The organism is Mesorhizobium sanjuanii (assembly GCF_002529485.1).
GTDB classification, from domain to species: Bacteria; Pseudomonadota; Alphaproteobacteria; order Rhizobiales; family Rhizobiaceae; genus Mesorhizobium; species Mesorhizobium sanjuanii.
In genome coordinates, this window is record NZ_NWQG01000006.1 from 78,826 (window position 1) to 100,882 (window position 22,057).

Sequence of the window (22,057 nt, forward strand, 5' to 3'; positions counted from 1 at the left end):
TTACTGTTTAAGCGTCTGAATTTCAATCCGGGACTCTAGCCTGCCTTCGCCGCATCGAGCTTGTTGATCGCCTGGACATTCCCCGCTGACGGGCCATTTTCGTCGAACTCCGAGGCGAGCCACGTATCGACGATCGCCTTGGCCAGCTCCGGACCGATGACGCGTGCGCCCATGGTGATGATCTGGGCGTTGTTGGATTTCGCCGCGCGCTCGGCCGAATAAGTGTCGTGGGTGAGTGCGGCACGAATGCCCGGCACCTTGTTGGCTGAGATCGAAACACCGATGCCAGTACCGCAAAACAGGATGCCGCGATCGTTCTCGCCATCGACGATCGTCTGGGCGAGTTTCTGCGACAGGTCGGCATAGTAGCCGGCCTGACTGAGGTCGCTGACGGTGAGGCCGGGCTTGGTGGCGAGATGGGCGGCAATGACGTCGAGCAGCGGCTTGCCGGCGCTGTCGGCTCCAATGGCTATTTTCATGGTCGTGTCCTTCCTTGACTTGATGCGTGTTCGATTGGTTCAGACCGCGGCCGAGGCGCGGCCGAGGATGGCGATGTAGCCTTCCGCCTGCCAGGCCGAGCGGCCGATGAACAGGCCGTCGACATTGGGCTGGCCGATCAGTTCGGCGGCATTCTGAGGGTTGACGCTGCCGCCATAGAGAACCGGCGGTGTGGCAGGGAGCAGCGCGGCGGCGACCTGCTTGATCAGTGCCTGCTGCCTGTCGGCGTAGTCGGAGCTGGCCGGAATGCCCTTGTCGCCGATCGCCCAGACCGGTTCATAGGCAAACAGGATTTTTTCGCCCCTCGCCTCGCCTTCGAGGAATTGCAACGCGCCTTGCACCTGCGCGGTGAGCACGGCATCGGCCCGCCCGCCCTCGCGCTCGGCAAGCGTCTCGCCGACGCAGATCAGCGGTATCAAACCATGCTTTACCGCCGCCGCGGTCTTGAGGCCGACGGCATGGTCGGTCTCGCCGAAATGCTCGCGCCGTTCGCTGTGGCCAAGTTCGACGAGGTCGAGTCCGCAATCGGTCAGCATCACCGGCGAAATCTCGCCGGTCCAGGCGCCGGCATCGGCCCAATGCATATTCTGCGCGCCGACCTTGATCCGTGTCCGTGACAGCGCTTTCTTGACTTCGCGCACCGCCGTGAAAGGCGGGATGACGAAAGGCTGGATGCGCTCGTCGAAACCGGGGATGAACCCCGCCAGCGCCTCGGCGAAAGCAAGCGCCTCGGCGAGTGTCTTGTTCATCTTCCAGCTCGTACCGACCCAGTAAACCACGCGTACCTCTCAATCCTTTTCGACAATCGTTACCGCAACGCCAGCGGCGTCCAGCGCTTCACGCATGGGCGGCTCCAGTTCGCGGCCGGTGAAGACGGTGTCGAACGCCTTGAGATCGGTGAGGAAATGCAGCGCCGTGCGACCGAACTTGCCGTGATCGACCAGAAGATATCTGCGCGCCGCGGCGGCCATCATCAGACGCTTGGTCTGGACCACCTCCTGGTCCTGATGAAAGGCGGAGGCGCCGTGGATGGCCGACGATGACAGGAAGGCGACATCGGCGCGCAGCGATTTCAACGTGTCCTCGGCAAGCAGACCGAAGAAGCCGTGAAACTTCTTGCTGTACTGGCCGCCGAGCGCGATCAGCGTGATGCCGCCAACGCCGGCCAGTTCCTGGATGACGGCCAGATTGTTGGAGATCACTGTCAGCGGCCGCAGATCGGCCAAATGACCGGCAATGCCGCCCGCCGTCGAGCCGTCATCGATGATCACCGTCTGGCCCGGTTCGATCGCCGCCACCGCGGCGGCGGCCAGGCGCCGCTTCTCTTCGCGCGCCTGCTTCTGGCGGTAGCGGAAATCGCTCTCGAACAGGCCGCTCGGCTGGATCGAGGCGCCGCCGCGCACCTTGCGCAGGAAACCGCTTTCCTCGAGCTCGTCGAGGTCGCGATGAACGGTCATCCTGGACACGCCAAAACGCGAGGCGAGGTCGTCGACGCTCGCCGTGCCAGCGTCCATCAAAAAATCCATGATGCCTTGCCGCCGGCCGTCGCTCTTCATTGCGCAGTTTCTCCGGGCGACCTGACGCCCCGAATTCCTCACAGCATTATAACACAGAGGATCGCAATCCAATCAAAATCTTTGTGATAATGATATATTCACATGAGATATTATCGTTCTCCAGATCGCTTTCCTGTAACAAGAATTGCTCCGGCCGGGGCGTCCAAAGGTTGCGGTCCGGCGGAAATCCGGCCAGAAGCATCAGCGGGCTGAACGACGACCGGACAGCTCGCAACCACAGGCCTGAAACCAGACACGGGAGACTATTGGGTGGCTCGCATCACATTGAGACAATTGCTCGACCATGCCGCCGAACACGGCTATGGCGTGCCTGCCTTCAACATGAACAACATGGAACAGGGCCTCGCCATCATGGAGGCCGCCGAGGAGACCAAGTCACCGGTCATCCTGCAAGCGAGCCGCGGCGCGCGCGCCTATGCCAATGACGTGGTGCTGGCCAAGCTGATCGACGCGCTGGTCGAAATCCACCCGGATATCCCTGTCTGCATGCATCTCGACCATGGCAATAACGAAGCCACCTGCGTGACCGCGATCCAGTACGGCTTCACCTCGGTGATGATGGACGGATCGCTGAAGGAAGACGGCAAGACGCCGGCCGACTACGCCTATAATTCCGGCATCACGCGCCGCGTCGTCGACATGGCGCATTGGGGCGGCGTGTCGGTGGAAGGCGAGATCGGCGTGCTCGGTTCGCTGGAGATGGGCGGCGGCGAGCAGGAGGACGGCCATGGCGTCGAAGGCGCCGTCAGCCACGACCAGCTTTTGACCGATCCGGAACAGGCGGTGGAATTCGTCAAGGATACGCATGTCGATGCGCTGGCCGTCGCCATGGGCACCAGCCACGGCGCCTACAAGTTCTCGCGCAAGCCCGATGGCGCGGTGCTCGCCATGAACGTCATCGAGGAGATTCACCGCCGCCTGCCGAATATGCACCTTGTCATGCACGGCTCGTCCTCGGTGCCGGAGGACCTGCAGGAGATCATCAACAAATATGGCGGCCAGATGAAGCCGACCTGGGGCGTGCCGGTCGAGGAAATCCAGCGCGGCATCAAGCACGGCGTGCGCAAGATCAACATCGACACAGACAACCGCATGGCGCTGACCGGTGCCATCCGCAAGGTGCTGACCGAGAACCCGAGCGAGTTCGATCCGCGCAAATATCTGACGCCGGCGATGGCGGCTATGCGCAAGCTCTGCAAGGAGCGCTTCGAGCAGTTCGGCACCGCCGGCAACGCGCCGAAGATCAAGCCGCTGCCGGTCTCGGAAATGGCCAAGCGCTACAAGTCGGGCAGCCTCGATCCGAAGTTCGGCTGAGAGTTTCTCGGGCAGGAGCTGTTTCGGCTCCTGCCCGATTATCCTGCTCGCGGCAGAATTGCGGCCCTGCCCGCGTCGATGAATGGCGCCCAGTAGTCGACCGACTCGCGGATCATGGCGACGACCTGGTGATCGACCGGCTCGCGCTCCCGGAACGACAGTTCCAGGCAGATCTCATTGTCGGTGCCGCCGCCGCGCCGCACCGTCTCCAGGAATTTCTCCGGCGTGATGCGGCCATCCCTGTTGTAGGCGGCGGTGAAGGGCCAGTGGCCGCCCTTGTTCATCGAGGACTGCTTGATGTGGATGATCGGCGATTCCAGGGGAAACGCTTCGGCCCAGGCATAGGGATCGATGTCTGCGGGGTTGCTCGACGTCACGTCGCCATGATCGATGTCGACCATCATTTTCAGCGGAATGGCCATGCCGGCGGCCTCGATCTCCCGGTGCAATGCCCGACAGCTTTCGATCGTGTGGCCGAACTCGCGGCCGACCGACATCGGCTCCCAGAACAGGTAGGTCAGGCCGGCCGCCTTGGCGTGTTCGGCGACCTCGCGCCAGCATTCCATGGCGATGTCGAGAAGCCGGGCACGGCGCTCGGCGTCGTCATAGTCCCTGTGGGTGAAGATCGCGAACTGGGTGCCCATGCCGCCGGCGCCGAGTTCGGCGGAAATGTCGGCGAAGGTCTTGAACCAGTCGACATAGTAGCGGCGGACATCGGCGTCGGGATGGCCGAAATGGTTGAGCCGGCCATAGGGGCCGGTCATCCCCGATGTCACGCGCACGCCGGTGCGGTCGAGCGCGCCGCGGAACAGCCGGATGAATTTCGCGATCGTCGCCGCCGGCCAGCCGGGATTGACGAATTCATGCGTCAACTGCACGTCCCTGATGCCGATATCGTAGGCGATCGTATCGATCAGATCGTCCGGATCGGCAAACCGGTTGACCAGCGGATTGGTGTTGAGGGACAGCGTGAAGGTCATCAACCCGCCTTCGCCAGCCGGCTCGCGCACCAATTCTCGAATGCGGTTCTTTCCGCGGCCGACAGATGCAAGCCATGCTTGGTGCGCCGTTCCACAATATCGCTCGATGTCAGCGCCCACTCGTGCTCGAACAGGTAATTGGCTTCGCGCTCGAAGAAATCCTTGCCGAAGCGCCGTCCCAAATCGGTGAGCGAGCGCGCCGAACCGACCAGAACGCGCGTCCGTGTGCCGTAGAGCCGGCCATAGTGCTTGGCGAGGGATGCCGGCATCCAGGGATAATCGCGGCCGAGGTCGCCGAGGAACTGTTCGAAGTCGGCATTGGCGATGTCGCCGCCCGGCAGATGCCCTTTCGACGTCCAGGGCTTGCCCATTGCTGGAAAGAAAGGAGCGATCCGGTCCAGCGCGTGTTCGGCCAGCTTGCGGAAAGTGGTGATCTTGCCGCCGAAAACGGAGAGCAGCGGCGCCTGCCCTGCCGAAGCGTCGAGCTCGAAGATGTAGTCGCGTGTCACCGCGCTCGGATTGTCGGCGTTGTCGTCATAGAGCGGCCTGACCCCGGAAAACGAATGGACGACATCCTCGCGGGCAAGCCCCCGCTTGAAGTAGCGATTGACGACCTTGATCAGATAATCGATCTCGCTGGCATCAGCTTTAACGTCTTCCGGCCGTCCTTCGTAGGGAATGTCGGTGGTGCCGATGAGTGCCAGATCGTTCTGGTAGGGATTGATGAAGATGACGCGCTTGTCGCTGTTCTGGATGAGATAGGCCTGACGCCCTTCCCAGAATTTCGGCACGACGATGTGGCTGCCCTTGACCAGGCGTACGTTGCGCCTGGAATTCTGGCCGGCAACGCGGTTGATGACGTCGTTGACCCAGGGACCGGCGGCATTGATCAGAGCCCGCGCCCGCACCGTGGTTTTGACACCGGTCCTGCCGTCGCGCATCTCGACCCACCACAGACCGTTTTCGCGACGGGCGGCGGTGCAGGCGGTCCGGGTCAGGATCTTCGCGCCTCGTTCCGCTGCGTCCAGCGCATTGAGAAGGACGAGGCGGGCGTCGTCGACCCAGCAGTCCGAATATTCGAAGCCGCGTTTGAACGCATCCTTGATCGGCGCACCTTCGGGCGCGGTGCGCAGGTTCAGCGTACGCGTGGCCGGCAGCCGCTTGCGGCCGCCAAGATGGTCGTAGAGGAACAGGCCGAGCCGGACCAGCCAGGCCGGCCGGTCGTCGGGACTGTGCGGCAACACGAAGCGCATCGGCCAGATGATATGCGGTGCCGATTCCAGCAGCACCTCGCGCTCGATCAGCGCCTCCCGCACCAGCCGGAACTCGTAATATTCGAGATAGCGCAGGCCGCCATGGACGAGCTTGCCGGAGCGGGAACTGGTGCCTTCGGCGAGATCGTCCTTCTCGCACAGGATGACGGAAAGGCCGCGGCCGGCGGCATCGCGCGCAATGCCGGCACCGTTGACGCCGCCGCCGATGACGAAGAGGTCGACGATCTCGCTATCGCCGCTCATGTCACTGGGCCCTTGATGCGTAGCAAGTCCTTCATGGCTCCTGTGGCTTTCAGCACGGATTGACCGGCGGGAGGCCGGCGATGTAGCGGCGCACCTCCTCGGCTGCCTGCTCGGCGGCATAGGTGACGGTGCGCACCGAGGCGCCGGCGATGTGCGGCGTCAAGGTCACGTTCGGTAATTGCAGCAGCGGCCAGTCGGCGGGCACCGGCTCGACCGCGAAGGTTTCCAGCATGGCACTGGCGATGTGTCCAGAAACGAGCGCATCATAAAGCGCGTCGTAGTCGACCAGCGGCCCGCGCGCGGTGTTGACGAGGGTCACCCCCGGCTTCATCCGCGCGATGGTTTCCTTGCCGATCATGCCGCGGGTTTCCTCGGTCACGCGGGGATGAAGCGTGATCACGTCGGAGCGGGACAGAAGCTCGTCGAGCGCGACCAGTTCGACGCCGCCGTTGCGGTCGTCCGCGCTCAGTTGCACGTAGGGATCGGTGACCAGGATGCGGCAGCCGAAGGCACGCAACAAGCGGACAACCTTGGTGCCGATGTTGCCATAGCCGATGACGCCGACAGTCATTTCATTGAGCTCGCGGCCGGTGCGGTCGGCGCGGTAGAGATCGCCGCGCCATTCCCCCTTGCGAAGGGCCTCGTGCCCCACCCGGATCAACCTGGTTTCGGCAAGGATGGCGCCTATGGCGAACTCGGCCACGGCGCTGGCATTGCGACCCGGCACGTTGACGACGGTGATGCCGTGCGTCTTGGCAGCGGCCATGTCGATGTTGATCGGGCCGCCGCGCGACACCGCAACCAGCTTGAGCGCCGGCAGACGCCGCATCATGGCCTCGGAGAGTGGCGAGAGCTGAGTGACGAAGATTTCGCCATCGCCGATGAAATCCACCACCTCGTCCGGATCGCCAAAATACTCCTTGACCTTGTCGAGGCCGAGGGCGGGATCGCCGAATTGCATCGGCTCGTCGGGCCAGGCGGTCTCATGGGTACGGATGTCGAGATTGTCGCCGCAGGCTTCCTCGATTTTCGCGCGGAACACTTCGGGAAGCATGAAACGGTCGCCAATGATCGCTATCTTGCGCATACTCGACTTCTCAGTTCGTCAGGCCAGTTTTGGTCACGTCGGTTTTTGTTCTGGGCGCGGCCATCGAACGCCAGACCGGCCGCAGCGCCTCATGGGCCAATGTGTAGGATGGAACAAGCCGCTCGTAGACGGCGGCAAGTTTTTGGTCGCTCGGCTCGGCCGCGCCAAGCAGCGGCGTGACCCATTCCTCGACGCATTCATCCATCGATGCGTATTGGCCAACGCACACCGCTGCGATCATCGCCGCGCCCGCCGCACCCGCCTCCTCGCGCTCGCTGGTGCGAATGTCTGAGCCGATCGCGGCGCCCAGTATCTTGCGCAAGGCCGGACTTCTGGCCGCGCCGCCGGTCAAACGAATCTCCTTGGGCAGCGGACCCATGGCGGCGTAGCAATCGCGCGCCGCGAAGGCCAGCCCTTCGAAGACGGCGCGGACCATATCGGCATAGCCGTGCCGCGATGAAATGCCGATGAAGCCGGCCCTGGCATTGGCATCGACGAACGGCCCGCGCTCGCCGGCTTCCGATACATAGGGCTGATAGAGCAGCGAGGCCGGTTCAGACGACGATATCCACTCGTCTACCAGTGCGATCATCTCGCCATTTGTCCGCGTGATGCCTTGCGAGGCGAGGATGCCGGAGGCGATGCCAAGCACCCAGTCGATGTTGAGCGTCGCCGCCATGTTCGACTGCATCTGCGCAAAGACGCCCGGCGCCGGCATCGTCATGGTGTAGCCGGTCGCAGCCTCGTTCAGCAGCACCTCTTCCGGCGTCTCGGCCAGCCGCATGTGCATGCCGGTGGAGCCGATGATGGAACAACCGGGCCTGCGCTCACGATCGAACAGGCCGGCGCCGAGCGCGGTGCAGACGACGTCGACATAGGCGAGCACGACCGGCGTGCCGGCGACGAGCCCGGTGGCGTCGGCCGCCGCCTGCGACAGGCTCGCACTATGCCTGGTACCGTCGACGATCGGCGGCAGCAGATGCCTGAGATCGGTGACGCCGAGCACATCCAGCACCTCGTCGCTGTAACCGCGCGTGCGAAAATCGCCGAAGGTAAAGGTCCCTTCCGACGGGTCGGTGACGCGCTCGCCGGTCAGCTTGTAATAGAGCCAGTCCTTGCAGTGGAATGCGGTTGCCGCCCTGCCAAGCATCTCGGGCATGTTGCGCTTCATGAAGGCGAACTGCGATCCCTGCTGGCAGGCGGCGAGACCGCTGCCGGTCTTCTCAAACCGCAGCCGGTCCTCCGGCCGGGCGCGGATTTCCTCGACCACCCCCGCGGCGCGCGCGTCGAGCCACAGCCAGCCCTTGGCGACCGGCTCGCCCTCCCTGTCGATCAGCCAGGTGCCGTCGCCCTGCCCGGTCACAGCGATCGCAATCACCCGGCTGGCGAGGTTGGGCACCTTGTCGGCGAGTTGGCGCAAGGTAGCAGCGGTATCGAGCCAGGTGCGCGCGAGATCCTGTTCGGCGCCTCCGCCCGGCAACGTCTCATATTTGTTCGGCAGCGCGGCGGCAGCGATCTGCCGGCCCGCCGTGTCGAAGGCGACGGACTTGATGACAGACGTGCCGGCATCGATGCCGATCAGCACATCCCGCATCAGGCCAGCTCCATGCCGTGCGAAATGGCGTTACCGCTGACCTGGTCGAAGACGTGCAGGTTCTTCGGATCGATGCTGACATTGATCGGCGCGCCAAGCTCCAGGCGGGTCCGGTCATGCTCGACCAGCACCAGCGATCCGCCGGCGAAATCGGCGGCGATATGCGTCTGGTCGCCGAGCCACTGATTGGCCGAAACGGTGGCCGGCACGCCGTCCTTGGAGCGGCGGACCGCATAGGGCCTGACGCCGATCACCACCCGCTCGCGGTTGAGCAGCGCATCACGGACAGGGCCGCTGAAGGCGTCCTTGTCATAGTCGAGCGAGAGCCCGTCGGGCAGCCGCAGATTGATCTTGCCGGCCGTCGAGCCGACGTAGGCTTCGAAGACATTCATCGGCGGCTCGCCGACGAAAGTGCCGGTGAACAGGTTCGCCGGCCGCTGCTTGATCCTGTCAGGCGTATCGAACTGCTGCAGCACGCCGCCTTCCATGACCGCGATACGGTCGGCCAGCGCATTGGCCTCGGTCTGGTCGTGGGTGACCAGGATCGCGGTCAGGCCACGCTCCTTGATGAAGTGCTTGATGCGGCCGCGCAGCACGGCGCGCAGCTGCGGCTCGAGCTGGCCCATCGGCTCGTCGAGCAGATGCAGGTCGGCCTCGCGGATCAGCGCCCGCCCAAGGCTGGCGCGCTGTTGCTGGCCGCCCGAGATGGAGCTTGGATAGCGCTCGAGGATATCCTCGATCTCGAGCAGCTTGGCGATGCTGGCGACCTTGGCGTCGACCTCGCTCTTCGGCAGCCTGGCCGCTTTCAGCGCGAAAGCCATGTTCTCGCGCACGGTCAGCGGCGGATAGAGCGAATAGCCCTCGAACGCCATCGCCACATTGCGCTTGACGGGCGCCAGCCTGTGTACCTGACGGCCGGCAACCGAGATCGTGCCGCGCGAGACCTCTTCGAAGCCGGCTATCATGCGCAAGGTCGAGGTCTTGCCGCAGCCGGACGAGCCGAGCAGCGCGACGATCTCACCCTTGCCGATCTCCATCGTCAGATTCTGGACGGCGTGCACGCCTCTGTCGATGGGGCCGTAGAATTTGTCGACGCCGGTGATGGTGAGTGCGCTGGCGTTCATGCCGCTTCTCCATTGCGCAGGCTGACGACGTTCTTCGAGCCTATCCGCTCGCCGCTAGCCTGATCGAACAACAGCGCGCTCTTGCTGTCGACGGCGATATGGGCCTTGCCTTCGGCCTGGCCGGGCGTTCCGGCCGGACGCGACACCAGAATCTCGCGACCACGCACGGTGCGCACCAGCGTGACGATCTTTTCGTTGAGCGGCGTCTCGGCCTCGACCGTTACGGGAATAGCGCCGGGCACCCCTCCATCGACGAAGCTCAGCGCTTCAGGGCGCAAGCCGATGACGCAGTCGCGGCCGACCGCCGTTTCGTAGGCGGCTGGCAGATGAACCTGGACATTAGAAAGGCCGACATAGACACCCTTGCCGTCACGCACTGGCTTGACATCGAGCAGGTTGATGGTCGGGTCGCCAAACAGCCGCGCGATCTCGATATTGGCCGGCTCACGATAGATCTGCTCGGGCGTGCCGAGCTGACTGATCACGCCCTGCGACATCACCGCGATGCGATCGCCGAGCGCCATCGCCTCCTTGTAGTCCTGGGTGACGTAGACGACCGTGGCGCCACGATCGGCCAGAAGCCTTGGCAGCTCGAGCCGCATCTCGAAGCGCAATTTGGCATCGACATTGCGCAAGGGATCGTCGAGCAGCAGCAGCGGCGGCGCGCCGACCAAGGCGCGGGCGAGCGCGGTGCGCTGCTTCTGACCGTTGGACAGGGCGCGCGGCTTGTGGCTGAGCACATGGCCGATCTTGAGCAGCTTGGCGACGCTTTCGACACCTGCCTTGATCGTCGATTGCGAGGAGTGCCTGGCCTCAAGCGGCGTCGCAATGTTGTCGAAGGCACTCATATGCGGAAACAGCGCGAAGTTCTGGAATGCCATGCCGACACCGCGGAACTCGGCGTCGACGTCTGTCATGTCCTCGCCGCCGATCAGGATCTTGCCTTCGTCGGGATCGATGACGCCGGCGACCAGTCGCAACAGCACGGTCTTGCCGGCTCCCGAGGGTCCGAACAGCACCAGAGTCTCGCCGTCGGCGACTGTCAGCGACAGATTGTCGAGGACGGTCTGGCTCTTGTAGCGCTTGACGATGTTTTTCAGTTCAAGGCTTGCCATCGGACCTATCCTTTCACCGCGCCAAGCGACAGGCCTTCGACGAGATAGCGCTGCGCGTAGAGCGCGAGCGCCAGCGTCGGCGTGATCGACAGCACGATCGCCGCCGAGATCTGCCCGTACTGGATGCCCGAAGAGGTGATGAAGGCAAGCGCACCAACCGTTACCGGCTGTTTGTCGGCCGAGGCGAGCACAAGCGCGAAGACGAAATTATTCCAGGCGAAGATGAAGGCGAGCAGGCCGGCGGCCGCGATGCCGGGCCCTGCAAGCGGCAGCGCGATCTTGCGGAAGGTGGCGAACCAGGAATGGCCGGCGATGCGATAGGCGTATTCGATGTCGGCCGGGATGTCCTCGAAATAGCCGCGCACGATCCACAGGATCAGCGGCAGGCAGATCAACTGATAGACCCAGATCAGCCCGATATAGGTGTTGGCCAGCCCGAGCTTCTGGAAATAGAGGGTGAGCGGCAACAGCACCAGCAGCGCCGGCGCGAAGCGGAACGACAACAGCGTGAAGGCGATGTCCTCCGAGCCACGGAATTTGTGCCGAGCAAAGGCGTAGGCCGCCGGGACGCCGAGCAGCAGGGCGACGGCGACCGAGGTGACCGACAGGAACACCGAATTCCAGAGATTGCGCATGAAAGCGATATCGAGCGTGCCGGACATCGTCGTCAGCTTGCCGGTGATCAGCGCCGTATAGTTGGCGAGCGTCGGTTCGAAGACAAGCTGCGGCGGGATGCGCAGGATGGTCTCGTTGGTCTGGAACGACATCATGAAGATCCAGACGATCGGGAACATGAAGAAGATGACGACCAGCGTGAGTGCCACGCCGCGCAGGATGCGTTCGAGAAGCGAGGTGTGTTCCATCCCGGCCTCCTATGCCTGACCACGGGCGCGCTCGCGCAGGCGCAGCCAGTTCTTGATGAAGATATTCGACAGGAAATAGGTGATCGCCCACAGGATGATCATCAATGCCGCCGAGCGGCCGACATTGGTCGACTGGAAGAAGTTGAGATAGGCCTCGACCTGGAAGACGGTCAGCGTGTCGCCCGGCCCCCCTTGGGTCATAGCGTAGATGATGTCGAACTGCTGGATGGAATCGAGCAGGCGAAACAGCGTCGCCGTCAGGATATAGGGCGTCAGCATCGGCAGCGTGATGCGGAAGAAGACGAAGCTCCTCGGCACGCCGTCAAGCGCGGCCGCCTCGAAAGGTTGCGTTGGCAGGCTGCGCAGGCCGGCAAGCAGCAGGATCATTATGAAGGGCGTGTAGACCCAGATGTCGACCAGCACGACCGTGAAAAGCGCGGTCGACGGCGACGAGGCCCAGCGGAAATCCTGCAGGCCGATGAGGCTGGCCAGATAGCTCAGCACGCCGAAGCCGGGATTGGTCATCAGCTTCCACATCAGGGCGGCAAGTGCCGGCGCCGTCATCAATGGCATCAACAGCATGATCGAGATGAAGTTGTTCAGCGTCGAGCGCTTCTGCAGCAGCATGGCGATGGCAAGGCCGAGAAGCAGTTCGAGCAGCACGGTGATGCCCGCATAGAGCAGCGAAACCTGGAGCGTGTTCCAGAATTTCGGGTCGGTGAAGAAGTTGAGGTAATTCTCGCCCCAGTTGAACTGCCGCGCCCAGGGCTGGCTCAGCCGGTAGCGCTGGAACGAATAGACCACAGATGTGAAGAACGGGATCAGGATGCCAATGCAGACCAGCAAGGCCGGCAGGCTGAGCACATAGGGCAGCACACGCTTGCTGATCCTGAAGCCGGAAGGCCTGTTTCTTTGCATTGTTGCCGCAGTCATCGTGGCTCACCCGTCATTCCTGTGCTTCGCCCTGCCGGCCGCCCAAGGGAGCAAGGCGGCCGGTTGGGCGAATGGCGGCGCCGGGAGCGCCGCATCGCAACTATTCAACATCGGTGAGGCTGGCCAGCTGGCCAGCCTCCAGCAGCAGGTTAGCCGAGACCGGCTTCCTTGAGCTGGCCGTTGATGCTCTCGGCCAGCTTGTCCAGGCCTTCGTCGACCGGCACTTCCTTGGCCACCATCTTCTGCAGCGTCGCCGCCCATTCGGTGGTGAGGTCGAAGAACAGCGGCTGTGGGGTAAACTTGATGCTGGCGCCGGGCGCCGAGACGTCGAACATCTCGACATAGCCCGGATAGCTCTTGTTCAGCTTCTCGCGGAACACCTCGTCCTTCCAGACCGACTGACGGACGGGATTGACGAAATCCATCTTGGTGGCGCCGAACAAGGCATGCTCTGGCCCGGATGCCCATTGCATGAAGTACCAGGTAGCGTCCTTGTCCTTGGAGAAGTTGGACATCGACAGCGACCAGATCCAGATGTTGGGCGTCGGCGCCTTGGCCGCAGGATTGGCCTTGAAGGCGGCGAAGGCCAGCTTGCCGGCCATCTTGTTGTCGCCGCCATTCATGAAGTAGCCGAGGATGTCGGCGTCGAAGATCATCGCCGAGGCGCCGGCGCCGAGATCGGTGCCGACCTGGTACCAGGTGTAGGTCGACCAGTCCTTCGGACCGCTCTCCTGGATCATCTGGACCCACTGCTTGTGGAAGGCCTTGGATTCGGCGGTGTTCATCGCGGCCGACAATTTGCCGTCGGCCGAGACGTTGAGGTCCTTCTGGTCAAAGTTGGCGTAAGCCGACAGGAATCCGGGGTGGATCGTCGCCCAGGAGCGCGAGCCGCGCACGCCGATGCCGTAGACGCCGCCGCCAACATCCTTGGTGAGCTTGGCCGCCGCGGCGACCATCTCGTCCATGTTGCCGGGAACGGCGACGCCGGCCTTGTCGAACATGCCCTTGTTGTAGGTGATGTTGTTCTGTTCGAATCCCCACGGAATGCACCACTGCTTGGCGTCTTCCGACCCGAGCACTCCGCCCGGTTGACCGTTCCAGGCGCAAGAACTCCTGACGCCGGGCAGGAAGTCGTCCCAGGCATAGTTCGGGTTGGTCTTGGCCGGGTCCTTGATCCACTCGTTGAGGTCGGTGATCCACCCGGCCGGGCCGTATGTCCAGGTCATGTAGGCGCCGGTCATGAAGGCATCGTATTCGGGCGAACTGGCCGACAGCGCGGCGGTGACCTTGTCGAAGTAGACGTCCTCCGGAAACACGTCATAGACGACTTCCATACCGGTCAACTTCTTGAAGTTTTCGAGGTTGGCGATCATCGCATCCGCATAAGGATGCTTGTTGAGCAAGAGCTTGATGGTCTTGCCCTTGTGCGCCTGCCAGTCGAAATCCGCGGCAAGCGCGCGGGTCTGCCCCAGATTGAGCAGCGTGCCGGCCGTACCGGCGGCAAGGCCCATTGCGCCAAGGCCCTTGATCAGGCCACGACGATCGACTTGTCCGCGCAGGAACGCGTCGATCAGGTCTTTTTCTTTCTCATGCATTTTTCTTCTCCTCCACAGGGTAGTTTCAACTTGGATGTTGCCGGCTACCCGACCGGCGTTTCTCCCACGAGCGTTCGCGCCGTCCGCTCATCGGTGACCAGGCCCTTGAGATAGCGGCCCTCCAACACCGACTTGATGGCACGAACCTTCACCTTGCCGCCGGCAACGGCGACAATCCTGCGATTGCTGATGTCTTCGCGCGCCAGCGCCAGCGCCCGGTTGGAAAGCGTCGTTTCGACCGCCTTTCCGGTGTCATCGAAGAAATGGCCGAGCAGTTCGCCGACGCCTCCCTTGCGACGGGTTTCCTCCATTTCGCCCTTCTCGATCATGCCGGTGGCGACAAGCGAGGCCTCGCGCTCGGCTGTGCCGATGCCGGCAATCAAAAGGTCGGCCGATCTGGCGAGATCGAAGACCTCGCTGATGCCCTTCTGGCCGAGCAGCACGGCCCGATCCTCGACCGTGTTGGCGAACATCGGCACCGGCATGACATAGGCTTCCGCGCCAGTGCGTTCGGCCAGGCGATGAATAACGTCGTGCGGATTGGCTGAGAACTTGCGCGTCAAGCCGCCCAGCAGCGACACAAAGCGGATCCCGTCGGCCGCAATGCGCGGCAGATACTCCACGCAGGCGGCCAGCGTGCGGCCATGACCGACGCCGATCAGCGTGCCCTCGCCGCGTTCGATCTCACGCTTGAGAAACTGCGCGCCGGCGATGCCGAGCGCCTTGAGCGGCAGTTCTTCCGCATCGAAGTCCGGAACGACTTCGCAATAATCGAGACCGTACCGTCCTGACAATTCGTCTTCCAGCGCGACGCATTCCGACACTTCGCCGTCGATATAGACTTTTACCAGGCCTTCCTGATTGGCCTTGGTGATGAGGCGATGCGCCTTGAGGCTGGTGAGGCCGAGCCGCTTGGCGACCTCCGACTGGGTCAGCCCGCCGGCGTAATGAAGCCAGGCGGCGCGGGTCGCCATGCTGGTTTCATCGTCGCGCAGGAGGCCGTTGCCAAAACCAACCATTTCCGCCCTATGATATTTTTATCAGTTAGTGCAAAATTTTTCACAGAGCATCGCCGGTGTCAAGCGCCGCGTGGCTCAAATCACGTCAAGGGGGGCAAAACAGGTTTAGCTCGCTGTCGAGCCATCGTGCAGGTTGGCGTCCGTTCGAAATGCAGTGCCGATAGACCCGCCGGAGCGGCGATCGCCCCAGGCTTTCTCGCATTTGCCGCCCGGAGCCTGGCTGGACCTGCACCTGAGCAGCCACGTCGAACGTTGATTTAAAACGTTTGCAATTTTCGCCGAGGCTATTACAAACGTTTCAAACACTTTGTTCGGGAGGAACAGTGCCGGCCCGCATCACCACGCTCAAGGAACTTGCAACACAACTCGACCTGTCGATCACCACGGTGTCGCGGGCGCTTGCAGGTCATCAGCAGATCGCACTGAAGACGCGCGAACGCGTCGCTGAGGCCGCGCGCCAAGCCGGCTACGTGCCCAACACGGCGGCCCGAACGCTGGTCTCCGGCCGCAGCGGCTTTGTCGGCATGGTGCTGCCGATCCGCGCGCCCAATCTGGTCGATTCCTTCCTCGGCGAGTTCGTCACCGGGCTCGGCGAAGGACTGGTTTCGCATGGCACCGACCTGATCCTTGCCGCTGTAGCGCAAGGCCAGTCGGAACTTTCCGTGCTTCGCCATGTCGTCGAATCCGGACGCGCCGATGGCGTCGTCGTCACCCGCATCGCCGAGGTCGACGAGCGGCTCGCCTATTTGCGTGAGCGCAACTTCCCGTTCGTCGCCCATGGCCGGCTGCTCGACACCGACTTTGCCTACAACTGGCTCGATACCGATGGCGCGCATGCCTTCGGCGAAGCCTTCGACATGCTCTACGATCTTGGACATCGCCATTTCGGCCTGGTGACCATTTCCGAGCCGATGACGTTTCGGCATCTGCGGCAGGATGGGCTCGCCGCGGCGATCACCCGCCGAGGCGACCCGTCGGTCAGGCTCGATGTGGCGACAGCGCCGCGCTTCGATCGGGGCGCCCGCATCCAGGCCATCAACCGGTTGCTGCATGCTGCCAAGCGGCCGACGGCCATCGTCGCGCTGTTCGACGAGCTGGCGCTCAGCGTCATGGAAGAGGCAGCCCGCGCCGGCCTGACCATCCCTCGCGACCTTTCCGTCATCGGCTTCGACAACATCGCCGCCTCGGCCTATGCGCCGCCGGGCCTCACCACATTCGATGCCTCGATCCGCCAATGCGCGCGCGAGATCGGCGAGATGCTGTTGACCGTCATCGGCGAAAGGCCGGCCGCGCCGCTGACGCGACTGGTCCGGCCGACATTTGTATCGCGGGCAAGCCATGGCCCGGCACCCACAGGAAAAAACTGACGCCAGCGTAGCGGCGCACAACCAGGGAGGAAAACCATGATGAATGCGTGGAAGACATTGGCCGGCGCCGCACTCGCGCTGTCGCTCGGCATCGGCGGCGCGCAGGCCCAGGTGCTGTTCTGGTCGACGCAGGCGCGGCCTGTGGAAGAGACCCAGAAGATGCGCAGCGAGGTGCTGAAAGGATTCGATGGCGGGGTCGATTATCAGGTCGCGGAAGTCGGGCCCTGGCTCACCCGTCTCCAGGCCGAACTGCAGGCCGGCTCCGGAACCATCGGCGTGCTTGGCGGGCTGCACGGGGACTTCTCCAGCGTGGGTGCGGATCTTGTCGATCTGTCCGGCATCGATGTCGGCGGCGTCAAGGTCAACGAGGCCTACAAGAAGCTTGGCATGCTCGGCACGGCTGAGCAGAAATACCTGCCGTGGATGCAGGCCACCTACCTGATGGCGGCCAACAAGCAGGCATTGCAATATCTGCCGGCCGGCGCCGATCTCAACACCATCACCTACGACCAGCTCATCGAATGGTCGAAGAACATCGCCGAGAAGACCGGTTCGCCGAAATTCGGCTTCCCGGCCGGACCGAAGGGGCTGAAGCACCGTTTTTTCGAAGGTTTTCTGCTTCCGTCCTACACCGGTTCGATGGTGACCAAGTTCCGCTCGGCGGAGGCCGAGACCGCCTGGAACAAGTTCAAGGAACTTTGGCAATACACCAATCCGAATTCGACCAACTACGCCTTCATGCAGGAACCGCTGCTGACCGGCGAAGTCTGGGTGGCGTTCGACCATGTCGCGCGCCTGGCCGACGCCTTCAACCAGAAACCCGATGAGTTTGTCGCCTTTCCGGCGCCGGCCGGTCCCGCCGGGCGCGGCTTCATGCCGGTGGTCGCCGGCGTCGCCATCCCCAAGACCTCGCCGGACATGGACAAGGCCAAGGCACTGGTCGCCTATATGCTGAAGCCGGAAACGCAGATCGCGACGCTCAAGGCCACCAACTTCTTTCCCGTTGTCGACGTCAAGCTGCCCGACGACATGCCGGCCTCGGTGAAAGCCTTCGGCCCGGCGATCGCCACCATGACCGGTGCCCCGGATGCGCTGCCGGCACTGCTGCCAATGGGGCTCGGCGATCTCGATGGCAAGTTCAACCAGGTCTATATCGACAGCTTCGAGCGCATCGTGCTCGGCGGCCAGGATGTGCATGGCGTGCTCGAGGAGCAAGCGGCAGCGCTCAAGGCCCTCGTCGACCAGGCCAAGGCGCCGTGCTGGGCGCCCGACAAGCCGTCGGAAGGCGCCTGCCCGGTCGACTAGAAATCCTCCCGAGGGAGGCGTCCGGAGGTCTGTTGCGCTCCGGGCGCCCGCCACGCGCCAAAGGACACGCCATGCATGGCAAGGCCCTGCCCTATCTGCTGCTGATGCCGGCGACGCTGTTCCTCTGCATCTTCTTCCTCTACCCGTTCGCGCTGGTCGCCTTCGAGGCTTTCACCCGCGACGGCGGCTTCACGCTGGACAATTTCCGCACCATGGCCGGCAACTGGAAGTTCCCGATCGCGTTGTGGAACACCATCCTGCTCGCCGCCATCGTCGTGCCGATCCAGTTGGTCATGGCGCTGCTGATGGCGACCGTCGTGTCCAGGCTCGAAACCGGGCGCGGGGCGGCACTCTACATCTTTGCCATCCCGCTCGGCATCTCCGATCTCGCCGCCGGGCTGATCTGGCTCGCCATCTTCGACCAGTCCGGTTTCCTCAACACGTTGCTGTCGAACCTCGGCCTCGTCGACAAGCCCGTGATGTTTCTCGGCTACAAGAGCAAGCTGACGATCTTCATTGCCGTCGTGCTGGCCGAGATCTGGCGCGCGACGGCGATCATGATGGTCATCCTGGTCGCCGGCATGGGGCTCATCCCCAAGGAATATTACGAGGCGGCCGAGGTCTTCGGCGCAAGCCCGTGGAAGCGCTTCGTCAAGATCACGCTGCCCTTGCTGCGCCCCAGCCTGCAGACGGCGATCATCCTGCGCGTCATCCTTGCCTTCGAGGTGTTCGCCGTGGTGGCCGCACTCGGCGGCACCAATCTGCCGGTGCTGATGGGTGAGACCTACAACTGGCAGTTCTCGCTGCAGGACCGCAACGTCGCCGCCGCCTTCGCGCTGCTCATCCTCGCCATTTCCGTAGGACTGACGCTGTTCTTCCTGCGCGTGCTGCGGGTGCCGAAGGAAGCGCGCATATGAGTGCGGTCGCCGAGATTCCGATCGCCGCGCCCGCGGCCCGCAAGGCCGGCAACTGGCTGCTGGTCGCCACCGTCATCCTGCTGTCCGTCTGGGTGCTGCTGCCGATCTATCTCCTGATCGTCAATGCCCTGTCGTCGCCGGATCAGGTGACCGCCTTTCCCAAGCGCTTCTTCCCGTCCTTCGACTTCGGCAGCCTTGCCTTCTTCATCAATTTCGCCGGCGTTGGCAGGGCGCTGTGGAACTCGGTGCTGGTCGCCTCCCTGACGATGATCCTGTCCATCGGTTTCGGCGCTCCCGCCGGCTATGCGCTGTCGCGCTTCGACTTTCCGGGCAAGGGCACGTTCCGCTTCCTGGTGCTGATGACACGCGCCTTTCCGCTGCCGCTGCTGGCGTTACCGCTGGCGGTGATGTTCATCCGCACCGGCCTCGACGACACCGCAATCGGCCTGGCGCTGGTCCACACCACGCTGGCGCTGCCTTTCGCCGTGCTGATCACCTTCTCGTTGTTCTCGGGCATCCCGGTGGAGCTCGAGGAAGCAGCATGGACGCTCGGCTGCACACGCTGGCAGGCGTTTCGCAAGATCGTCCTGCCGCTGGCGCTGCCGGGCATCGCCGCCTCGGCGGTCTTTGCCTTCACCATCTCTTGGAACGAAGTGTTTGCCGCCGCCGTGCTCACCATCGAGAACCGGACGCTGACCGCGTTCCTGCTGCAGAGCCTCGGCGAATCGCCGCTCTATCTCAAATTCGCCGGCGGCGCGGCGCTGGTCATCCCGGCGCTGATCTTCATCTTCGCCGTGCGCAAATATCTGTTCGCCATGTGGGGGATCGCCAACCGATGACGTGCAACATGGATACGGCTCATGGCTGAAATCGCTATCAAGGGCGTGGCCAAACGGTTCGGCGGCTTCACCGCTCTGCATTCGATAGACCTCACCATCGCCGACCAGGAATTCATGGTGCTGCTCGGCGCCTCGGGCTGCGGCAAGACGACATTGCTGAGGATCGTCGCCGGACTGGAAACGCCGAGCCAGGGCGAGGTCTGGATCGGTGGCCGCCGCGTCGATCATCTGCCGCCGCGCGACCGCGGCATCGCCATGGTGTTCCAGAACTATGCGGTCTTTCCGCATCTGACCGTGTTCGAAAATATCGCCTTCGGGCTGCGGATGAAGAAATTGGCGCAGCAGGAGGTCGAACGCCGCGTCAACCGCACCGCCGAACTCATGCATATCGAGCAATTGCTGAAACGCTATTCCGGTCAGCTCTCCGGCGGCCAGCGCCAACGTGTGGCGGTGGCACGTGCGCTCGCCATGGAGCCCGACGTCATCCTGATGGACGAGCCGCTGTCCAATCTCGACGCGCTGCTTCGGCTCGAAATGCGCGCCGAGCTGAAGGGCGTGCTCGCCGCATCGAAGACCACGACCGTCTATGTCACCCACGACCAGGTCGAGGCGATGAGCCTCGCCGACCGCATCGCCGTCATGCATCAGGGCCGCATCGTCCAGGCCGCCTCACCAGTCGAGGTCTACCGCAACCCGGCCGCCCACTTCGTCGGTTCCTTCATCGGCAATCCGCCGATGAATTTTATCCCCGCGACAAAGGCCGCGAACGGCAGCTGGACGGTCGCCGGGCTGACGCTTGCCGGTCCGAAGACGGACAGGCAGACAATAGAATTCGCCATCCGCCCGGAAGACGTCGAGCCCGGCGAGAGCGGGCTTGAAGCCACCGTGCGGGTGATCGAGCCGCTCGGCCCGCATACGCTGGTCACCTGCGATGTCCAGGGCGGGCTGTTTCGCGCCATCCTCGAATCGAGTGCCACGGTCGCCGTCGGCGACCGTCTGCGGTTGACGCCCAAGGCCGACCGCATCCGCTGGTTCGATCCCGAAACCACCAACGCGCTTTGACCAGAGAAGAACGAACGCTTCAATGACTTCACTTGCCATCAACGAAACCATCGCCCGCGCCGTGGAAGTACTCAGGGAAAACGACTATGGCGACTACACCATCCCGACCAAGGGCCTCTATCCGTTCCAGTGGAACTGGGATTCCTGCCTGACCGCGCTTGGTCTTGCCCATTATGACGAGGCGCGCGCCTGGACAGAGATCGAGACGCTGTTTGCCCATCAGTGGCCGGACGGCATGGTGCCGCACATCGTCTTCCACGTCCTGAATGACGGCTATTTTCCCGGGCCGGAGATCTGGCGAACCAACCGCCCGACGGCCACTTCCGGCATCACCCAACCGGCGGTGGCGGGCTTTGCCGTGCGCCGCCTGTTCGACCGGGCGAAGGACAGGAAACTGGCGGCCGAGCGGGCCCGCGCCCTGCTGCCGAAGATCGATGCCTGGCACCGCTGGTTCTACGAAAACCGCGACCCAAGGGACGAAGGACTGGTCGCCATCATCCATCCCTGGGAGTCCGGCCGCGACAATTCCATCGACTGGGACGACGCCTTCGAGCGCGTGCCGACCGAAGGCGTCGATCCCTATGTCCGCCGCGACACCTTGCATGCCGATCCGGCGCACCGGCCGACAAAAGAGCAATATGACCGCTATCTCTGGCTGGTGCAGCATTTTCGCGCGCTTGGCTGGGACAATGCGAGACTGCACGACGCCTCGCCGTTCCGGATCGTCGATCCCGGCTTCAACGCCATCCTGATCCGATCGGCGACCGACCTTGCCGATCTCGCCGATACACTCGGTGAGAAGGAAATCGCAAAAGCCAATCGCGCCCGGGTGGAAAAAGGCCTTTCGGCGATGGAGCGATTGTGGAGCGATACACACGACCAGTATCTCTGCCTCGACCGCGTCACCGGCAGGCTGGTCGACAGCGCCTCCGTCGGCGGCCTCCTGCCGGTCTTTTCGGCCATCCCGAAACCCCGTGCCACGGCAATCGCCGACACCATCGAGCGTATCGCCGGCAAGGCGCGCTACATCGTGCCGTCGCACGATCCCGGCGATGCGCGCTTCGACGCCAAACGCTACTGGCGCGGGCCGGTCTGGCTGGTGGTCAACTACATGATCGCCGATGGCCTTGCCGCCAGCCATGCGCAGATTGCCCAGCGGATCACGCAGTCCAGCCTCGACCTCATCACCGAAAGCGGCTTTGCCGAATATTATGATCCGCTCAGCGGCGAACCGCTCGGCGGCGGCCGTTTCACCTGGACGGCGGCGATGGTGATAGAGTTTCTGAAGGTTTGACAAATAGCAGGCCGCGCCTATGGTCGGCCTGCTACAGGAGCGGCGCATGACGAAGAC

General features: G+C 63.5%; 20 protein-coding genes. 7 read left to right on the forward strand and 13 right to left on the reverse strand.

Translation table 11 applies throughout. The annotated features are described in order from the left end of the window. Positions 1-35: 35 nt before the first annotated feature. Genes derI through CN311_RS01415 form a run of 3 tightly spaced genes read right to left on the reverse strand, consistent with a single transcriptional unit; the run spans position 36 to position 2,054 of the window. A complete protein-coding gene (derI, locus tag CN311_RS01405; protein WP_097571645.1) occupies positions 36-479 on the reverse strand; it encodes a D-erythrulose-4-phosphate isomerase in 444 nt (147 codons plus the stop codon). 39 nt (positions 480-518) lie between these two features. Continuing rightward, positions 519-1,277 carry a triose-phosphate isomerase gene (locus CN311_RS01410; protein ID WP_097571646.1) on the reverse strand — a complete coding sequence of 253 codons (759 nt, stop codon included), beginning with the start codon at positions 1,275-1,277 and terminating at the stop codon, positions 519-521. A 9-nt stretch (positions 1,278-1,286) separates the two neighbouring features. Next, positions 1,287-2,054, reverse strand: a complete 768-nt coding sequence (locus CN311_RS01415; protein WP_097571647.1) for a DeoR/GlpR family DNA-binding transcription regulator — start codon at positions 2,052-2,054, stop codon at positions 1,287-1,289. 270 nt (positions 2,055-2,324) lie between these two features. Between CN311_RS01415 and fba the strand changes: the two genes are divergently transcribed. Then, entirely contained in the window at positions 2,325-3,389 is a 1,065-nt protein-coding gene (fba, locus tag CN311_RS01420) for a class II fructose-bisphosphate aldolase (RefSeq protein WP_097571648.1), read from the forward strand. Between the two features lie 38 nt (positions 3,390-3,427). On the opposite strand, the gene CN311_RS01425 is transcribed toward fba, so the two are convergent. The 10 genes from CN311_RS01425 to CN311_RS01470 form a co-directional block, all read right to left on the reverse strand. Next, entirely contained in the window at positions 3,428-4,369 is a 942-nt protein-coding gene (locus CN311_RS01425) for a sugar phosphate isomerase/epimerase family protein (protein WP_097571675.1), read from the reverse strand. Then, positions 4,369-5,886, reverse strand: coding sequence for a glycerol-3-phosphate dehydrogenase (locus CN311_RS01430; protein ID WP_097571649.1), 1,518 nt, complete (start codon positions 5,884-5,886; stop codon positions 4,369-4,371). Before CN311_RS01430 ends, CN311_RS01425 begins: the two co-directional genes overlap by 1 nt. Positions 5,887-5,935: 49 nt before the next feature. Beyond that, positions 5,936-6,973 carry a 2-hydroxyacid dehydrogenase gene (locus CN311_RS01435; protein ID WP_097571650.1) on the reverse strand — a complete coding sequence of 346 codons (1,038 nt, stop codon included), beginning with the start codon at positions 6,971-6,973 and terminating at the stop codon, positions 5,936-5,938. Positions 6,974-6,983: 10 nt separating this feature from the next. After that, a complete protein-coding gene (locus CN311_RS01440; protein WP_097571651.1) occupies positions 6,984-8,567 on the reverse strand; it encodes an FGGY-family carbohydrate kinase in 1,584 nt (527 codons plus the stop codon). Continuing rightward, positions 8,567-9,691: an ABC transporter ATP-binding protein gene (locus tag CN311_RS01445; protein WP_097571652.1), complete on the reverse strand. Its 1,125-nt coding sequence runs from the start codon at positions 9,689-9,691 to the stop codon at positions 8,567-8,569. The genes CN311_RS01440 and CN311_RS01445 overlap by 1 nt, the downstream gene beginning before the upstream one ends. Continuing rightward, positions 9,688-10,806, reverse strand: a complete 1,119-nt coding sequence (locus CN311_RS01450) for an ABC transporter ATP-binding protein (protein WP_097571653.1) — start codon at positions 10,804-10,806, stop codon at positions 9,688-9,690. Before CN311_RS01450 ends, CN311_RS01445 begins: the two co-directional genes overlap by 4 nt. A gap of 5 nt (positions 10,807-10,811) precedes the next feature. Next, positions 10,812-11,669, reverse strand: a complete 858-nt coding sequence (locus CN311_RS01455) for a carbohydrate ABC transporter permease (RefSeq protein WP_097571654.1) — start codon at positions 11,667-11,669, stop codon at positions 10,812-10,814. A 9-nt stretch (positions 11,670-11,678) separates the two neighbouring features. Further along, a complete protein-coding gene (locus tag CN311_RS01460) occupies positions 11,679-12,602 on the reverse strand; it encodes a carbohydrate ABC transporter permease (RefSeq protein WP_097571655.1) in 924 nt (307 codons plus the stop codon). A 149-nt stretch (positions 12,603-12,751) separates the two neighbouring features. Then, positions 12,752-14,197: an ABC transporter substrate-binding protein gene (locus tag CN311_RS01465; protein ID WP_097571656.1), complete on the reverse strand. Its 1,446-nt coding sequence runs from the start codon at positions 14,195-14,197 to the stop codon at positions 12,752-12,754. Between the two features lie 44 nt (positions 14,198-14,241). Then, positions 14,242-15,216 carry a sugar-binding transcriptional regulator gene (locus CN311_RS01470; protein ID WP_097571657.1) on the reverse strand — a complete coding sequence of 325 codons (975 nt, stop codon included), beginning with the start codon at positions 15,214-15,216 and terminating at the stop codon, positions 14,242-14,244. 323 nt (positions 15,217-15,539) lie between these two features. Between CN311_RS01470 and CN311_RS01475 the strand changes: the two genes are divergently transcribed. From CN311_RS01475 to CN311_RS01500, 6 genes are all read left to right on the forward strand, one after another. Further along, positions 15,540-16,583 (forward strand): substrate-binding domain-containing protein, encoded by a 1,044-nt coding sequence (locus CN311_RS01475; protein WP_097571658.1) that lies wholly within the window; start codon positions 15,540-15,542, stop codon positions 16,581-16,583. A gap of 36 nt (positions 16,584-16,619) precedes the next feature. Then, positions 16,620-17,888, forward strand: coding sequence for an ABC transporter substrate-binding protein (locus tag CN311_RS01480; protein WP_097571659.1), 1,269 nt, complete (start codon positions 16,620-16,622; stop codon positions 17,886-17,888). Positions 17,889-17,959: 71 nt separating this feature from the next. Continuing rightward, on the forward strand, positions 17,960-18,805 hold the full coding sequence (locus CN311_RS01485; RefSeq protein WP_097571676.1) for a carbohydrate ABC transporter permease: 846 nt from the start codon (positions 17,960-17,962) through the stop codon (positions 18,803-18,805). Then, entirely contained in the window at positions 18,802-19,644 is an 843-nt protein-coding gene (locus CN311_RS01490) for a carbohydrate ABC transporter permease (protein WP_097571660.1), read from the forward strand. Before CN311_RS01485 ends, CN311_RS01490 begins: the two co-directional genes overlap by 4 nt. A 21-nt stretch (positions 19,645-19,665) precedes the next feature. Further along, positions 19,666-20,706: an ABC transporter ATP-binding protein gene (locus CN311_RS01495; protein WP_097571661.1), complete on the forward strand. Its 1,041-nt coding sequence runs from the start codon at positions 19,666-19,668 to the stop codon at positions 20,704-20,706. Positions 20,707-20,728: 22 nt separating this feature from the next. Next, positions 20,729-22,000, forward strand: a complete 1,272-nt coding sequence (locus CN311_RS01500) for an amylo-alpha-1,6-glucosidase (protein ID WP_097571662.1) — start codon at positions 20,729-20,731, stop codon at positions 21,998-22,000. The last annotated feature ends 57 nt before the right edge of the window (positions 22,001-22,057 follow it).

What these genes read in the sequence shown, in the direction of transcription:
- CN311_RS01495 (WP_097571661.1), top strand. Translation starts at nt 19,666, where the DNA reads ATGGCTGAAATCGCTATCAAGGGCGTGGCCAAACGGTTCGGCGGCTTC.
- CN311_RS01440 (WP_097571651.1), bottom strand. Translation starts at nt 8,567, where the DNA reads ATGCGGGATGTGCTGATCGGCATCGATGCCGGCACGTCTGTCATCAAG.
- CN311_RS01455 (WP_097571654.1), bottom strand. Translation starts at nt 11,669, where the DNA reads ATGGAACACACCTCGCTTCTCGAACGCATCCTGCGCGGCGTGGCACTC.
- CN311_RS01425 (WP_097571675.1), bottom strand. Translation starts at nt 4,369, where the DNA reads ATGACCTTCACGCTGTCCCTCAACACCAATCCGCTGGTCAACCGGTTT.
- CN311_RS01435 (WP_097571650.1), bottom strand. Translation starts at nt 6,973, where the DNA reads ATGCGCAAGATAGCGATCATTGGCGACCGTTTCATGCTTCCCGAAGTG.
- derI (WP_097571645.1), bottom strand. Translation starts at nt 479, where the DNA reads ATGAAAATAGCCATTGGAGCCGACAGCGCCGGCAAGCCGCTGCTCGAC.
- CN311_RS01460 (WP_097571655.1), bottom strand. Translation starts at nt 12,602, where the DNA reads ATGACTGCGGCAACAATGCAAAGAAACAGGCCTTCCGGCTTCAGGATC.
- CN311_RS01445 (WP_097571652.1), bottom strand. Translation starts at nt 9,691, where the DNA reads ATGAACGCCAGCGCACTCACCATCACCGGCGTCGACAAATTCTACGGC.
- CN311_RS01470 (WP_097571657.1), bottom strand. Translation starts at nt 15,216, where the DNA reads ATGGTTGGTTTTGGCAACGGCCTCCTGCGCGACGATGAAACCAGCATG.
- CN311_RS01430 (WP_097571649.1), bottom strand. Translation starts at nt 5,886, where the DNA reads ATGAGCGGCGATAGCGAGATCGTCGACCTCTTCGTCATCGGCGGCGGC.
- CN311_RS01465 (WP_097571656.1), bottom strand. Translation starts at nt 14,197, where the DNA reads ATGCATGAGAAAGAAAAAGACCTGATCGACGCGTTCCTGCGCGGACAA.
- CN311_RS01485 (WP_097571676.1), top strand. Translation starts at nt 17,960, where the DNA reads ATGCATGGCAAGGCCCTGCCCTATCTGCTGCTGATGCCGGCGACGCTG.
- CN311_RS01480 (WP_097571659.1), top strand. Translation starts at nt 16,620, where the DNA reads ATGATGAATGCGTGGAAGACATTGGCCGGCGCCGCACTCGCGCTGTCG.
- CN311_RS01490 (WP_097571660.1), top strand. Translation starts at nt 18,802, where the DNA reads ATGAGTGCGGTCGCCGAGATTCCGATCGCCGCGCCCGCGGCCCGCAAG.
- CN311_RS01500 (WP_097571662.1), top strand. Translation starts at nt 20,729, where the DNA reads ATGACTTCACTTGCCATCAACGAAACCATCGCCCGCGCCGTGGAAGTA.
- CN311_RS01415 (WP_097571647.1), bottom strand. Translation starts at nt 2,054, where the DNA reads ATGAAGAGCGACGGCCGGCGGCAAGGCATCATGGATTTTTTGATGGAC.
- CN311_RS01450 (WP_097571653.1), bottom strand. Translation starts at nt 10,806, where the DNA reads ATGGCAAGCCTTGAACTGAAAAACATCGTCAAGCGCTACAAGAGCCAG.